11 protein-coding genes are annotated in these 14,984 nt (G+C 44.2%); 4 read left to right on the top strand and 7 right to left on the bottom strand.

The window, feature by feature from the left end:
• Positions 1-119: 119 nt before the first annotated feature.
• Entirely contained in the window at positions 120-674 is a 555-nt protein-coding gene (locus F0220_RS13795; RefSeq protein WP_105598573.1) for a helix-turn-helix domain-containing protein, read from the bottom strand.
• A 129-nt stretch (positions 675-803) separates the two neighbouring features.
• Between F0220_RS13795 and F0220_RS13790 the strand changes: the two genes are divergently transcribed.
• On the top strand, positions 804-1,385 hold the full coding sequence (locus tag F0220_RS13790) for a LysE family transporter (RefSeq protein WP_105598572.1): 582 nt from the start codon (positions 804-806) through the stop codon (positions 1,383-1,385).
• Positions 1,386-1,437: 52 nt separating this feature from the next.
• Here the strand turns inward: F0220_RS13790 and F0220_RS13785 are convergent, their stop codons facing one another.
• Complete coding sequence (locus tag F0220_RS13785) at positions 1,438-2,415, bottom strand: MBL fold metallo-hydrolase (protein ID WP_105598571.1); 978 nt, start codon at positions 2,413-2,415, stop codon at positions 1,438-1,440.
• 199 nt (positions 2,416-2,614) lie between these two features.
• Here F0220_RS13785 and F0220_RS13780 point away from each other — a divergent pair, with 199 nt between their 5' ends.
• Complete coding sequence (locus tag F0220_RS13780; RefSeq protein WP_091016641.1) at positions 2,615-3,592, top strand: alpha/beta fold hydrolase; 978 nt, start codon at positions 2,615-2,617, stop codon at positions 3,590-3,592.
• Positions 3,593-3,679: 87 nt separating this feature from the next.
• Here the strand turns inward: F0220_RS13780 and F0220_RS13775 are convergent, their stop codons facing one another.
• The 3 genes from F0220_RS13775 to F0220_RS13765 form a co-directional block, all read right to left on the bottom strand.
• Positions 3,680-4,327, bottom strand: coding sequence for a protein kinase family protein (locus F0220_RS13775; protein WP_091016643.1), 648 nt, complete (start codon positions 4,325-4,327; stop codon positions 3,680-3,682).
• A 311-nt stretch (positions 4,328-4,638) separates the two neighbouring features.
• Positions 4,639-6,120 (bottom strand): DHA2 family efflux MFS transporter permease subunit, encoded by a 1,482-nt coding sequence (locus F0220_RS13770; protein WP_105599128.1) that lies wholly within the window; start codon positions 6,118-6,120, stop codon positions 4,639-4,641.
• A gap of 68 nt (positions 6,121-6,188) precedes the next feature.
• Positions 6,189-6,776: a TetR/AcrR family transcriptional regulator gene (locus tag F0220_RS13765; protein WP_074094904.1), complete on the bottom strand. Its 588-nt coding sequence runs from the start codon at positions 6,774-6,776 to the stop codon at positions 6,189-6,191.
• A 261-nt stretch (positions 6,777-7,037) separates the two neighbouring features.
• Between F0220_RS13765 and F0220_RS13760 the strand changes: the two genes are divergently transcribed.
• Positions 7,038-8,741: a collagen-like triple helix repeat-containing protein gene (locus F0220_RS13760; protein WP_105598569.1), complete on the top strand. Its 1,704-nt coding sequence runs from the start codon at positions 7,038-7,040 to the stop codon at positions 8,739-8,741.
• Positions 8,742-9,047: 306 nt separating this feature from the next.
• On the opposite strand, the gene F0220_RS13755 is transcribed toward F0220_RS13760, so the two are convergent.
• The gene (locus tag F0220_RS13755; RefSeq protein WP_105598568.1) at positions 9,048-12,299 is read right to left on the bottom strand and encodes a bifunctional cytochrome P450/NADPH--P450 reductase; all 3,252 of its coding nucleotides are present in this window, start codon (positions 12,297-12,299) and stop codon (positions 9,048-9,050) included.
• A 298-nt stretch (positions 12,300-12,597) separates the two neighbouring features.
• A complete protein-coding gene (locus tag F0220_RS13750) occupies positions 12,598-13,518 on the bottom strand; it encodes an NAD(P)/FAD-dependent oxidoreductase (RefSeq protein WP_105599127.1) in 921 nt (306 codons plus the stop codon).
• Between the two features lie 462 nt (positions 13,519-13,980).
• Here F0220_RS13750 and cyoE point away from each other — a divergent pair, with 462 nt between their 5' ends.
• Positions 13,981-14,910: a heme o synthase gene (gene cyoE, locus F0220_RS13745; RefSeq protein ID WP_036608378.1), complete on the top strand. Its 930-nt coding sequence runs from the start codon at positions 13,981-13,983 to the stop codon at positions 14,908-14,910.
• Positions 14,911-14,984 lie beyond the last annotated feature (74 nt).

Here is a 14,984-nt window from a genome sequence, read left to right as displayed (position 1 = left end):
ATCATAGGCGTTGGACTCCATAGCGAACAAACCTATAAAGCAGCCAATGTAGAACTGCATCCATTTGTTAGAGACGACTAACAGCGGTGTTGCAGTTCATTACATCAGGCTGCTTTATGTCACTTCGAATAATGAATGACCATGTTTAATTTGTTTGTCTTAGCACCGGAGTTAACATAGGCGTGAGGCTTGTCCGCTCCAAAACGGATCGACTCCCCTGAACTCACCGTATAATCTTCCGCCCCTACTCGAATCGTAACTTCACCTTCAAAGACCGTAATAAATTCTTCCGCACCTTCGATATGCGGTTCAGCATTCAACTCAGACTTAAGATCCATCTCCATCATATATATTTCAAAACGACGCCCCTCTTCAAAAGGAAAATGCGGATAAATCCGAACCTTTCCCTCATCCTCCATCAATACTTGAATATCATCCCCCGTAACAACGGTAGTATCTGACTTCGGCTCGTGGATCAAAGCAGTGAAGGAGGTTTTCAGGCCATTAGCAATCTTCCATACAGTTGCAATGGATGGATTGGATTCACCACGTTCAATCTGACCAAGCATGGTCTTGCTAATACCAGTCATTTCGGCGACCTTGTCCAGACTAAGTTTTCTTTGTTCCCTAAGCTGTTTCAGGTTCTGAGCAAGAATACTATTAATGTTTTTCAAAATCCATCCTCCTCATTTTATATTTATGTTGTGCTTTATAACGCACATATTGTACAATTATAAAGACCGTACGCTGTAACGTACATTTCAGTTCATTATATCACACAACTAAGAAAACGTGGAGGAACCATGAACATTATACCTTTAGTGACCTATGCAATCATTGCTTCATTTACACCCGGACCCAACAATATCATTTCCATGACGCATGCAAGAAATAAGGGTTTCCGCAAGACCCTTCCGTTTATTAGTGGAGTTGCAGCCGGCTGCCTGCTTATTATGTTTCTGTCCAGTTATTTCAACCTTATTCTTCATCAATATATCCCCAAGATCACACCCGTTTTGAACCTGTTGGGATGTGGGTACATGCTTTACCTGGCAATCAAAATTATGCGAAGCAAACCTGCAGATACGGAAGAAAACACAGTGAATCATTATTCATTTCTATTTGGGTTCACCCTGCAATTCATTAATCCCAAAGTCATTCTGTATGGACTTACGGCCATATCCGTTTTTGTTCTGCCTCTTGGGCAATCCCATGTTCAACTCATCGTATTTTCCCTGCTTCTCACCTTTATCGGGATTAGCGCCAATATGACCTGGGCGTTCGGTGGCATGTTATTCCAGAGCTTTCTATTGCGATACGAACGTCCAGTTAATATCGTGATGGGTATAATGTTAATCTACAGTGCCCTATCGATCCTGATGTAAAATGCAACAAGAAAAAGCGTCCACTCATTGAATGAGCTGAACGCTTTTAATTTTACCCTAACCCCGGTCTCCACCATGGATGTGTAGGATAATCCTCCGTATGAAGTACAACCTTCTCGCCAATTTTAGGTGTTGCAATCTTAACATTCATAGTATGTGCAGCTTTGGTAATCCGCTCGACCGGTTCATTCCAAGCATGATAGGCCAGCGTAAATGCGGCCCAATGAATCGGGATGAGCAACTTACCTCCTACATCCAAATGTGCTTGTACCGTTTCTTCCGGCATCATGTGAATGTTGGACCAACGCTCGTCATATTGCCCACATTCCATCAAGGTCAGGTCAAATGGACCGTATTTACTGCCAATTTCCTTGAAATGAGGACCGTATCCGCTGTCCCCACTAAAGAACACCTTGGTATGTTGTCCAGCGATAACCCACGAACACCATAAGGTAGAATTACGGTCGAATAATCCTCTGCCCGAGAAATGTCTTGCTGGCGTGCAAGCCAATGTTAGACCTTTGAACGATAACTCATCCCACCAGTTGTGCTCGGTAATCTGTTCCGAAGGCACACCCAGTTGAATCAGCCGACGACGGACGCCAAGCGGCACGATAAATCGCTTTGTTTTATCCTTTAATCTGCGAATGGAGTCATAATCCAGATGATCATAATGGTCATGCGATATAATAATTGCATCCAGCGTTGGGAAATCCTTCGGTTGAATTGGTAGATTGGTGCTGTAACGTTTGGTACCCACCCAAGACACGGGGGATGGACGATTGCCCAGCATCGGATCAAAGAGCAACCTGTGCCCTTCAATTTCGAGTAAAAAAGCCGAATGTCCGAACCATGTAACCTGTGGATTATCGGATGCACTAAAGATTTCAGCGGGTTCACATATCTCCATAGGCATCGTGCCAGATGGCCTCCGCTCTACATTGCCACGCATGGAATCTCTCAATATACTGATCAGGGACTTGAAGTTCATGCCGGCTGATGTCGGGAGCTGATTTTCGTATTTTGTCATTATACATACCTTCTGTTCTATATAATCAATCTAGGTTCAATATTTGGATGAGAACTATTCATATCGTAGCTATATATTAATTCATTGGCCGGTGATATTCAATTTTCGGCTAATTAAGATAGAATTAAGACTCTGTTTTCTCTCCTATAAGATTGGGCATATATGATAGAGAAAATACATGGAGAGTATGTGAGAGAACATGAAGAAATGGCGTAAAAGATTAGTTAAGTTTTTGATATTTGACCTCGCGGTAATTCTGTTGCTTCTGGGTACAGGCGTGATCTACCAACAAGTGGGTTTAAGGCAAGATGCCAAAATACTCGTCCCCCCTGGAAAACTCTACAAAGTACATGGAGACAATATGCATCTATATACTGGTGGAGAAGGCGATGTAACTGTCGTACTCGCCTCTGGCTGGGGTACCGCTAATCCCTATGTAGATTATTATCCATTATATGAAAAGCTTGCTCCCAACACAAAATTCGCTGTATATGACCGATTTGGCTATGGATATAGTGATCAGACCGATAAGAAACGTGATGTCGATACCATAGCTGAAGAATTACACGAGTTGTTGCAGGTATCTGGACAGAAGCCACCTTATGTATTAGTTGGGCATTCGCTCGGCTCGCTGGAAACCATCCGTTTCGCACAAAAATACCCGGATCTCGTCAAGGGTATCGTCATGATTGATGGCGGAAGCCCCGAATATTATTCGAATGACGATGACTCTTTGGCAGACACAATTGGTGGTTTTGCGAATAAATTCCGTATCCAAACCGGACTATTCCGCCTCTCCATGCAATCTGACTTGGTTGTGGAAACATCCAATGCCAATCGTAATGAACTGAAACTTGTACCCGACGATCTGAAAAAATTGGATACAACTGCGCTGTTGCACAACTATGGCAATGCAAACACGTTGGATGAATTACGTGAAATAGCTGAAAATGGCAAAGTGGTTGTAGATCACAAGCAAACCTTACCGTTTCCACTCACCATACTGACGGCTGATTACTTTGGTGCAAGTGAGCCCGAATGGGATAAAACACAAGTAGAATTCAAATCTTGGTCAGATGATTCGAAACAGGTAACCATCAAAGATACCGACCATTACATCCATCAATATCATCCTGACCTCGTTGCCGATGAAATATTGGCCCTGGTGAAGAAGTAACGTACACTCTACTAAAGTAGGACTATGTTATATCATGAAAGAAACCCCAAAGATTCTCTAATATCTTTGGGGTTTTAAGTATGAGATTTATTGTGCTTTCGCCAGTCTTGGCCGTTGAGACCGGAAATCGCTGAAGGCTTGTTCAATTTCAGATGAGGTGAGCCGGTGACGGTAAAAGTACTGCTGCATCGCCTCCATTTCGGTTCGATCGCCATTGTAGATGTTATCAATTCTTCGTATAACTTGGTTATATAAGCTCTCACGTCTGGAGTTTACAGGCTCACACAACCAAAAGTTCGTTCTCTTCACATCACCTGTCTTGGTCCAGAGCAAATTCTCATATCGGATGACATCCCAGTCCCAATATCCAGCATGAATCTGCTGAAGTTCCGTCGTAAACATATCGTATATCAAGTTGGGAGGAATGTGTCCATATGTCACACGGTACTCTTTCAGCTTGTATGCTTCAATCCACTCTGTCAGGGTGTACTCACCTGGTGAATACGCATACAATGTAGGTGCATAAGAATTACTCTGCAATGCCCTAAGTGCTTCACTTTCCATCTCCCCATCCAATCTTGCACGTGAAGCATATACCTTGAGACAATAGTCTTGCAATCTATATACAACCGAGCTATTACTAATAAGCGAAGCCTGTAGAGTGAGATGGCCATTTTTTTCGTAGTGCAACAGCATCTTTTCAATGTTATTGCCAATGGGATTGATGATGATCATAACGATGTCTCCTTGAGTAAAAATAAAATATAAACCGTTTTCGAATTGGTTAAAAATTGTCCTAATACATTCTATATTACCCTTTTATATTAGTATGAACATATACAATTTTGCCGGAACATGAAGTATTTGCTCTGAAATTCATTCTTTGAACCGCCGTATTCCGGCTACATTTTTACTCTAAAGCCTGTAACCCGTTTCACGTCAACACCAAAAAAGATAGAATACATATGCAAAAAAGCGATGCGTCCTTAGAGTTAAGGGACACATCGCTCTTATATAATATTTAATTATTATTGTTAGTGAATGGATTAATGCATAGGACCTTGTTGTCCTGGCGTTGATCCTACTTTGACCCGTTTCACGAAGAGTGAAGTAATCAGACCGATAATCGACAGAACCAATGCGAATACAAACGCATTCTGTACACCTGACGTGAAACCTGCCAGTTGATTTTCTGGACTTTCCGGATTCGCCACTCCGCTCAAAAAGCGGGATTGTCCTGCGCTCAGTATACTTACCGCAACAGCCGTACCGATTGCTCCGGATACCTGTTGCAACGTATTCATGATGGCAGTACCGTGAGGATAATACTCACGTGGCAATTGGTTCAGACCATTCGTCTGTGCAGGCATCATAATCATCGAGATTCCGACCATCATGAACACATGCAGCGTAATAATTTTGGCCAGTGTCGTTGTTGGTGTAATCCCAGTGTACATGAAGAGTACAACCGTCACGACAGCCAGACCAATAATCACAAGCCACTTCGGACCGAATTTGTCAAACAGTCGGCCCATGACCGGAGACAGTAAACCATTTAGCAAACTACCCGGCAATAGAACCAGTCCGGCAGTTAACGCTGTAACGGCCATACCTTGTTGCAGATACATTGGCAGGATCAGCATGGATGACAGCATCATCATCATACAGATGAATATCAGGATCAAGCCAATCGTAAACATCGGATATTTGAACGCTCGCAAATCCATCATTGGCTGTTTCATTCTCAACTGACGGATACTGAATAACAGTAAGGACAACACACCAATAACGAGAGTGGCAACAACGACCGGACTCGTCCAGCCTCCGCCAGTTTCCCCGTGTCCCCCTGCACTACTGAAGCCGTATACGATACCACCAAAACCAAGGGTAGAAAGGATAATGGACAGTACGTCAATTTTGGGCTTGGTCAATTTCGAAATATTCGGCAAGAACAACAAGCCGCATACCAGTGAGATCAGGAAGAACGGCAAGGAGATCCAGAAGATCCAGTGCCAGCTCAGATTAGCCAGAATCAGACCGGAGATACTCGGACCGCTTGCTGGTGCAAACATGATAACCAAACCAATCAATCCCATGGCCGCTCCACGTTTTTCAATCGGGAAAATAACCAATATGGTGTTAAACATCAGTGGCAACAATAGCGCTGTACCTATCGCCTGTAGTACCCGTGCCACCAACAGAATTTCGAAACTAGGTGCAAGTGCAGCAACAAATGTTCCTGCAATGGAGAAAATCAGGGACGTTGTGAACAGCTGTCTGGTTGTAAACCATTGCAACAGCATACCGGATACCGGCACCAGGATTCCCAACACAAGCAAGTAACCTGTGGTTAACCATTGAATCGTTGTAGGTCCAACTTCAAGCAGACCCATAAGTGGTGTCAAAGCCACGTTTAATGCCGTTTCACCAAACAGACCTATAAAGCCGCTCAGCAGCATTGCGAACAAAATCGGAAATACCTTGTATTGCTTCGTTTCTTGTTGATCCTGTGCAGAATCAGCCTTCATGGAAACCTCCACGATCCCATCCTCCTCAAACGTATCAAACTTTCTTTTTCTCTGTCTCTTGCTATAACTTATTGAATCTGTTTGGCGTTCTTCGTCACAACCGACAAATACTCAGCAGCCGTCAGCAGAGGCTGTTTATCTTGATTTGTCAGGCTGATAATCAGTGCTCCCTCCATCAAAGAAATGATCAGAAGTGCCGTCTCCCGCGCCTTCTCTTCACCAACGCCATCCAGAATCAGATGTTTCTTAATGACATCCTGCCAATCTGCAAATACACCCTGACATGCAATACGTAACTGCTGGCTAATACACGAAGTCTCCACAGCTGCCCAGAAGCTGAATGGGAGAAATCCGGTAAACCCTGCTGCTTCTGTTTCATGAGCCAAATCATGAATAAATCTCTGAATGGCATCCCCCGTATTGTCGTGGGCTGCAAATGTTTTCTCAAATGTCTGCAAGATTTGTTCATTGGCTTTTTGAATACACTCGTGCGCGAGCTCTTCCTTGCCTTGCGGGAAATAATGATACAACGACCCTTTCGGCGTACTACTCTCTTTGATGATCTGATTCAGACCGGTCGCATGATATCCTTGTGAAAAAAACAGTCTCGCTGCTGTGCTGACAATGGACTCTCTAGCATTAGACTTTTCACTCAACGAAAGCCACTTCCTTCAAATAATTATAACAATCGGTCTATATAATTAAACCCGCTCAGATCGGTGCTGTCAATCATAATATTTCACTTTTAATTTGAAAGCATTTTCATATGAGAGGCATCATAACATCCTCTTTTTTTAATTATTACCTTTTATAGATTTCATTCTGAGAAAGTAGGGAACTTTTCCCTGTCTTCGAATACACATACATCAATGCTGAATCACACTTAGTTTCGATTTTTGAGAAAAGGAGTGAGAAACTTGGCAATCCTGCTAACTGGCCCTATTGATAATAGCCCCGTGAATGGGGTAAGGCCAACTCAGATTGTTTCCATTAAAGTTGAAAATCAGAGTGTCGTAAACGCCGCAACTATACTTGTCCAGGGATATTCATTAATTACAAACAGAGCTCTATATGTAAGTGAGCAATTCACAATCTTACCCGGTGCAGTAGCTACACGAACTTATTTTGCTGATCTTAACAGTTTCGAATACGTTATTACCGTTACAGGAGCAACCCCTGAGGACATTTTGGTTTCTTTTTGGGGGAAAAACACTGCCGGCTCTTTGGTTGCTGCTCACCGACTCGTTTATTCCGAATTATTTGGCAGTGAGAATTTTAATGGAGCTACCGGGGCTACAGGAGCTACAGGCGTTACAGGAGTCACTGGCTCCACCGGAGCTACCGGGACAACAGGCGCCACGGGTCTTACAGGCGCGATAGGTGCCAGTGGCAATACGGGCACGACGGGTGCCACGGGCGTGACAGGTCCTACCGGGAGTACAGGTCCTACCGGAGCTACAGGTATTACCGGCTCTACAGGCGATACAGGAGTCACGGGCATTACAGGATTTACAGGAGCTACAGGCATCACTGGAGTAACTGGGACTACAGGTGCCACGGGTGACACTGGCGTGACAGGTCCTACAGGGGCTACAGGCATTACCGGATCCACTGGACTTACCGGAATCACAGGCGCGACAGGAACTACAGGTCCCACGGGTGACACTGGTGCGACAGGTCCTACCGGGGCAACGGGCATTACCGGATCCACTGGACTCACCGGAGCCACGGGCGCGACAGGAACTACAGGTCCCACGGGTGACACTGGACCCTCTGGCGGTCCGGAGGGCCCTACCGGAGCTACAGGTGCAACGGGGGCTACAGGCAATACAGGTGCCACTGGAGCAACTGGCCTCGCTGGAGCGACAGGTGTTACTGGCACCACGGGTGCAACGGGGGCGACGGGTACTGTACTGCCCGATCCCTTTAATGTATATGTTTTACAAGGCGCGGTGGGCGGAAATGGAACACAGGCCAGTCCTTTTGGAACGATTCAACAAGGTGTAACCGCGGTATCTCCAACAGGAACCGTTCATATTCTTGGTGGCACATACCCAATCACTGCGAACATTACCATTAATAAAGCAGGAATAACTCTAAAAGGCTATCCTAGTACAATCATCCTGTTACAAGCTGCTGTTATCCCTTTCACTATCATTGGAAGCGGAGTAACTGTAGACGGATTAACGATCACTAGTGATAACCCTTATGCTGTTGAATTTATTCAATTAGGCGGAACCAATCATACCGTAATAAATAATACGATATTCGGTCCTCCTCAAGCTGGCCCTTCTTCAGGTTGGGTTGTCAATCGTGGTCTCGTGACCCAGACTGGAAATATGACTGGCTTGCTTGTACAAAATAATATTTTTTATTCCTTACGTCAGCCAGCCTACTTTAACCCTAATACGACTGGAGAAGTTATTAGCAATGTTGTTTATAATACCCGAGGATTTGTTAATGACCGGGCCGTCATGGTCTTCTCTGGGAATTCATGGGGCAGCCCGGTCAATGCGGTGGATATTGCACTGCTCGTAGGTACAATAACAGGTCCCCCTTTCGATCCGATTTCCGCCCTGAGCGCCAACAACAGTACGGCAACGGTTCAGGATTCCAGATAAAAATCATTACTCGTTCTTACAAAGCTCCTAATCAAAACAGCCGCCGATTTGGATGTGGAACTCCAGATCGAACGGCTGTTTTTGGATGAGTAGAGCATTATTCCATTATTAATTAATAGGTTACATAACCTCCGTAGGTCACGGTCCATGTATAACCTGTCTGACCATCAACGGATTGTAGTGTGAGTTGTCCCCGATATGGATCAACTTTATAACTTGCTGTCATCGGAATATCGCAAGCGTGAAACATGCTACGACAGTCAGAAGACTACCATACGTTTCTTTTTCATCATCTTTCTTTCATATTTAAGTTTTAATAGATAGATTCTGATAACCCACACTTGTTCGTTTATTACATGCCCACACGTCTTGCACGTAGCGTCCTTCCACCTGAAGCTGAATAAGCCAGTTTTTCGCTTGCTGCATCGTTGCTCCCTGCACCTCCTGATATGATTGCTGTAAAGCCTCTTCTACCGCAGGAGCCATCTGGCTTCCATCCCCGCATACGTAGAGTTTTCCTTTGTTCATCAGCATGTGAATCAACTGTTCGGAATCCTCCTTCATCAGATGCTGTACATACGTTTTGGGCTTGCCATCCGCACGAGAAAAAGCAGTGTGTAACTTAACAATGCCTTCTCGTTCGTATTGTTCTAGCTCCTGACGATAGATGAAGTCTGAATCATTCCTGCACCCAAAGAACAAATGCGCCTCACTCAGTGGCATACCTCTCTGTTTCATGACCGCTCTCGACTGGAGGAAACCTCTGAACGGTGCAACCCCCGTCCCCGGTCCCACCATGATCATTGGAACATCAACCTCTTCGGACAGATGAAATTCGGATTCCGGCGTACGTACAAACATCAGAATACGTTCTCCGGATGGACAACCGGCAAGGTACGATGAAGCAACTCCCTGGTATTCGCCTTTGCCACTCCATGCAGGCTCTCTTACTACCGATACCGTTATGCTCGCTTGCCCGGTATTCAGGCTTGGCGAGCTGGATATTGAATAATATCTGGGCTTAAGCGGAGGCAATAGTTCAAGGAACCTTTCGAATGGCAGCTCACACGCCTCATACTTTTCTAGCAGGTCCAACATCGTGATTCGATTGGCAAGAATATAATCCTTGTAGCTGTTTTCATCCAACATGCCTTCCAGTTCACGCTTATGAGGTGGACATACCGTATGATTAGCTAACTCCTGCAACTGTGTTCTGGAAATTGGTGTCTGCAATTCCACACAATGAGCGAGCAGCTCATGAATCTTGACGGGTCTGTTCAGTGGTAGGTGTGTAAGATGGCTGACGTCCGAAGTTAATTGGATCTGAATATCCCCATTTAGTCGGAACCGACTGAGTATCCGATCCACATTCTGCTTCGGGTTGCTAGGCAACACGCCGAGATGGTCGCCCTCTCTATAACTCGTACCATCAGGCAGTAACACCTCAATGTGACGTGTGCTTCTCCCACTTCCCATCTCCTGAAGTTCTTTATTAACTAATACCGTGGCATAGCTGGCATCATATGTTTGTGCAAGCGGCATCTCAGCTGCCTCATGGACAAACTCCATTTGAATTCCCCTTGTGCTTGGCAGGGTTGGCTTCACTACTTCCGCGTTGATTCCCAGAGCGTTCAACACCTGCGGCCACAACATATGCTGCCATGCCTCGACTTGTTTCTCCATATCACCTCCGGCATCGGCTTCACCGCGGGATAACAGTCGTTTGCCACCTAATTTTTCAAGCTTCTCATCCATTAATCGAGGAATGCTCTGGTACGTTCCAGACCAACTCCGATCTCCACAGCCCAGAACTGCATAGTTTACATCCCTTGTTTCCTCTGACTCTGCTCCCTTCAACCAGTCTACAAATGCCGTAGCATTTTGCGGAGGTTTACCGTTATACGAAGCAGTGACGATGAGAACGACACCTTGGCGGGGTATGCGGCCAGCCCACTCATTCAGAGTGGCTGCTTCACTTGGGATTCCATAAGAACGGCCTTTCTCCACAAGCTCTCGGGCAATGCCTTCTGCCGTTCCCAGATTGGAACCATATAACACCAGAAGCGAAGGGTTACCATCTGTTTCAACGACCAGGATTTCTCCCCTCAGGCTGTCACTTGTTATATTCCTATGAACAACAAGAGCAGGTTTCTCTTTCACGGATACGGTAGACTTATTCATCTTTTGTGACACCTTGCGCTCTTTCACCTGGATCCGGAAGTCTCCCGGCTTCAACGTTAGTGTCTGTTTAACATCCAACTCATAGTTGCTATAATCGATCAGGTCAAAATGTTTGAGGACCATGCCAAGCACAAGTGTTGCTTCATATAAAGCAAACTGCATGCCGATACACGCTCTCTCCCCATTACCAAAAGGTTTATACGCATGATGAGGCACTTTCGCCGTATCTTCAAATCGCTCTGGACGGAAAAGCTCCGCATCCTCTCCCCATGCCTCTCTATCACGGTGTAGCTGAGGCAGGAGAATACTGCAGCTTTCCCCTTTCTTCAAGGGATATTTGCCACCTATGACGGTGTCTTCTTTGGCATATACGTCAAATCCCGGGGCGGTTGGCCAGAGACGTAACGATTCACTGAGAATCATGCGAATATAGGAAAGCTGAAGAATTTCCTCGTACTGTGGTGATTCACTGACCAATATCTGATCCACCTCGTCATACGCCTTTTGAAGCGATTCCGGATTTTTCAGTAGAAAGTAAAGAGCAAAAGATAATAGACCACTCGTGGTTTCATGTCCGGCAATAAGAAAAGTAATAATCTGATAACGGATGTTCTCATCATCCAGCATATCTCCAGTCTCTGGATCTTTGCCATTCAGCATACGAGCGAGCAAGTCAACCTCTTCGGGTGCTGAACTCGCTTTACGTTCCTCTATAATTTGATCTACCAGAGAGAACATCGTCTGAATATCGTCCTGGAACTGTCGTTTGGTTTTCACCATAAGCAGATTCTGAATTTTCAAACGTGAGCTCTTCTGCATCGCTTCATTTAATGCCCTAACCATACTTTCAATAAAAGGACTGTGGTCCTGTCTGTAAAAACTGTTAAACCGATAATTGAATCCACATAATCCAATGGTATCCAACGTAAGGCGTGTCATATCATCCGCAACATCAATCGTATCGTTGGAATTGAGACGTGCCCATTTGTTGATCAACTGTTCGGCAATATCAACCATCATGGGATGATAACCTTTCATGGCCTGTTTGCTGAAGGTGGGAAGCAGAATGTTATGGGCCTTTTTCCAATTGGGCTCCGATGTTCTGCTTGTAAATAAACCATCGCCTCCAAAGGCACGTACATTTTCGAGTTCATTGTATACATATTTGTCAAAACGGGACACATCACATAACTCAGCAACAAGATCTGGTCCAGATACGATTAAACCGGAATAACCGGGAACGGTAAGTCGATATATTGGTCCATGCTGTTCGGCAAGTACTCCAAGAGAAAGCGTTGGTTTCTCTTTATCAATCAGGGGCAGGTTTCCAAGTGGTCCATACGTTCTCGGTTGTGGAATGTAAGTTGCATCACTCATGATGATCACCTCTTAACTGTACGTCGTGGAGCAGGGTATTCGTTAGCCATATGATGGCTGCTCTGCTTTCATTCATAAGTGATCTCTCCTTTAATGATTTCATAAATGATAGAAATATGTATCATTTGATAAAATGATAAACCATAATTGATTTAATATCAAATTTCTCCCGGCTTTATTACTTTCATTTGAATTATTCAACATTTAGGTTGAATAACAACAAATAGAGGATTGCATATGCAATCCCCTACTGTATGAACCAATGACGCTATGATTCTATGACGCTTATTAATTTAATCTAACGATGAGTTGGCTCATCCCACTTCTCGAAATTCAATTCATTATTAATGCTTACCGCAGACAATGCCCCCAGAGACGCAGCCGTGATTGCCTGATACATCTCGGATGCTGCATCACCAGCACTGTAAACACCCGCTACGGATGTTTTGCCGGAAGCATCAACGATAACCGTCCCCGACTCTGTAATTTCACAACCGATGGCCTTTGGCAGTTCTGATCCGGTAAACAGTTTTGGTTGGAAGAAGACTCCTGTGCATGGAATCGCTATACCGTCATTTAGTACAACTTGCTGTACCATCCCTTCTTCAGAGTTAATGGATTGAATCGGTGCATCGAATACAGTAACATTATGCCGCTTCAGCTCTTCACGCTGCTCATCGGTTAAGGAATCTGATCCATTCGTACAGATCGTATATTGTGTTGTCCAGCCGGATATGACTTTTGCCATATGTAATGCCTTATCTCCACTAACGATGATGACCAGCGATTGGTCTCTTAACTCCCATCCATCACAATATGGACACACAAACGCACTTTTACCGTAAACCTCTGTTAATCCGTTAATATCCAAAGGAAGGTCTTTCTTACCTACCGCAAACAAAATCTTTCTCGTGCGATAACTTGCCCCCTGAGTAGTCTTGATTACAAAATCACCATCGTTACCTGTTATCGCTGTTGCCGTATCGGATGCAAATTGAACTGAGGGATACGCTGCAATCTGTTCTTTGGCTGCTTTGCGGAATTCACGTGGACTAGCCCCATCTCTTGTCACAAACCCATGCGACTCCCTTGTTACCCAGTTTCGCGGTGTCTCATCATCGATGACCACAACGTTCTTACGGGCCCTGCCGAGTACTAGGGCTGCATTAAGCCCCGCTGGTCCTCCACCAATAATAAGTACATCCAAGAGTTGATTCATATTACTCATATTACTCACCCTTTCCAGACATTTAATATCTCTAATTAAGTTTTAAAAATAACCTCCGCTCTCTCTTAAGAAAGTAATATCGGAGATTTGCAAGAACACACCAAAAAAAGTCTATTAAAGATATCTTATATCTACAATAAACAAAACCTAACCATTTTGCAACATATATCTTTAACTACCTTCTTCAATCCAGTCTGTGTCAGTTGAATAAAAGATTATTTACACTTACACTACAATGACAGAACAAACTTTAAATCACTGTTATACCCGGATTTTTGGATTCTCTCCTGTAACACAGAAATAATTATTTAACAATTAAAAACAACCTTGTTTTTAAATTGTTCACAATCAAATGACATTATTTTAAATACTAAAACGTTAATTAAATCACATAGTGTATTGAATGGTATAATAGCGACATAATATACAAGTATAGATATAGGAAGTGAGTTCTTGAAAACATTGAATAATGGTTCACAGACCAATATCAGCCTGGAGTATAGCTCGATTCCGAAAGTATTCTTCGATACGATCAAAATCGGAATCATCAAGTCCAACCTGATCGCCATGTTTGCGGGTTTAAGTTTGGCTTTATATGTATTTGATGCTTCAATCTTAGCTAATATTGTACCAATCATCCTTTCCTTTATTGGGTCTTCTCTCATTATTGGAGCTGCAGGGGTGTTTAACAACTTGTATGATCGTGATATCGATGCGATCATGGAACGTACGAAGAAACGCCCTACCGTTACGGGTCGCGTAGATACCAAGTCGGGTCTGATTCTCGGTATTGCCATCACCATCATCGGGGGCATCATGTTGTACATCGCTTCCCCATCCGCTGCTGTATTTGGTATTTTGGGTCTGTTGCTTTACGTGTTCCCTTACACGATGTGGACCAAACGTACAACGATCTACAACACGGAAGTGGGAAGTCTTTCGGGTGCTGTGCCCCCACTCATCGGTTGGGCAGCCATTTCACCGGAACTGGGTCATTTCGAGATCTGGGCATTGGTTGTTACGATGCTCTTATGGCAAATGCCTCACTTCTACGGGATTGCGATTCGTCGTTTTGACGAATACAAAGCTGCTGGTGTTCCCATGCTACCCGTTGTTAAAGGCATCAGACGGACATACATTCAGACAAATGTGTATCTGGTACTGTTACTGATCTCCAGCTTTTTATTCTGGCCGATGAGCCCATTTGTCGCTATTGTGGCATTTCTGGTCAGCTTGGCCTGGCTCATTCTTAGTGTGGCTACCTTTGATAAGAAAGAAACAGAAAAATGGTCCAAACGGATGTTTATCTTCTCCATTAACCATATCACTATTATCTTCCTGGTTATCATTGCGTATTCCCTGATTGCTCAAATGATGAGATAAAAATATTCCATATTTCCACTCGTTATAACGATAAAAGCCTTACAGACTGTACTCTACCAAGGAGTCGTCTGTAA

Origin of the sequence: Paenibacillus sp. 37 (genome assembly GCF_008386395.1) — a bacterium.
Classification (GTDB): domain Bacteria; phylum Bacillota; class Bacilli; order Paenibacillales; family Paenibacillaceae; genus Paenibacillus; species Paenibacillus amylolyticus_B.
Note: the sequence above shows the minus strand (reverse complement) of the source record. Positions and strands in the feature narration are given on the sequence as shown.

What these genes read in the sequence shown, in the direction of transcription:
- F0220_RS13790 (WP_105598572.1), top strand. Translation starts at nt 804, where the DNA reads ATGAACATTATACCTTTAGTGACCTATGCAATCATTGCTTCATTTACA.
- F0220_RS13785 (WP_105598571.1), bottom strand. Translation starts at nt 2,415, where the DNA reads ATGACAAAATACGAAAATCAGCTCCCGACATCAGCCGGCATGAACTTC.
- F0220_RS13780 (WP_091016641.1), top strand. Translation starts at nt 2,615, where the DNA reads ATGAAGAAATGGCGTAAAAGATTAGTTAAGTTTTTGATATTTGACCTC.
- F0220_RS13775 (WP_091016643.1), bottom strand. Translation starts at nt 4,327, where the DNA reads ATGATCATCATCAATCCCATTGGCAATAACATTGAAAAGATGCTGTTG.
- F0220_RS13770 (WP_105599128.1), bottom strand. Translation starts at nt 6,120, where the DNA reads ATGAAGGCTGATTCTGCACAGGATCAACAAGAAACGAAGCAATACAAG.
- F0220_RS13755 (WP_105598568.1), bottom strand. Translation starts at nt 12,299, where the DNA reads ATGAGTGATGCAACTTACATTCCACAACCGAGAACGTATGGACCACTT.
- F0220_RS13750 (WP_105599127.1), bottom strand. Translation starts at nt 13,518, where the DNA reads ATGAATCAACTCTTGGATGTACTTATTATTGGTGGAGGACCAGCGGGG.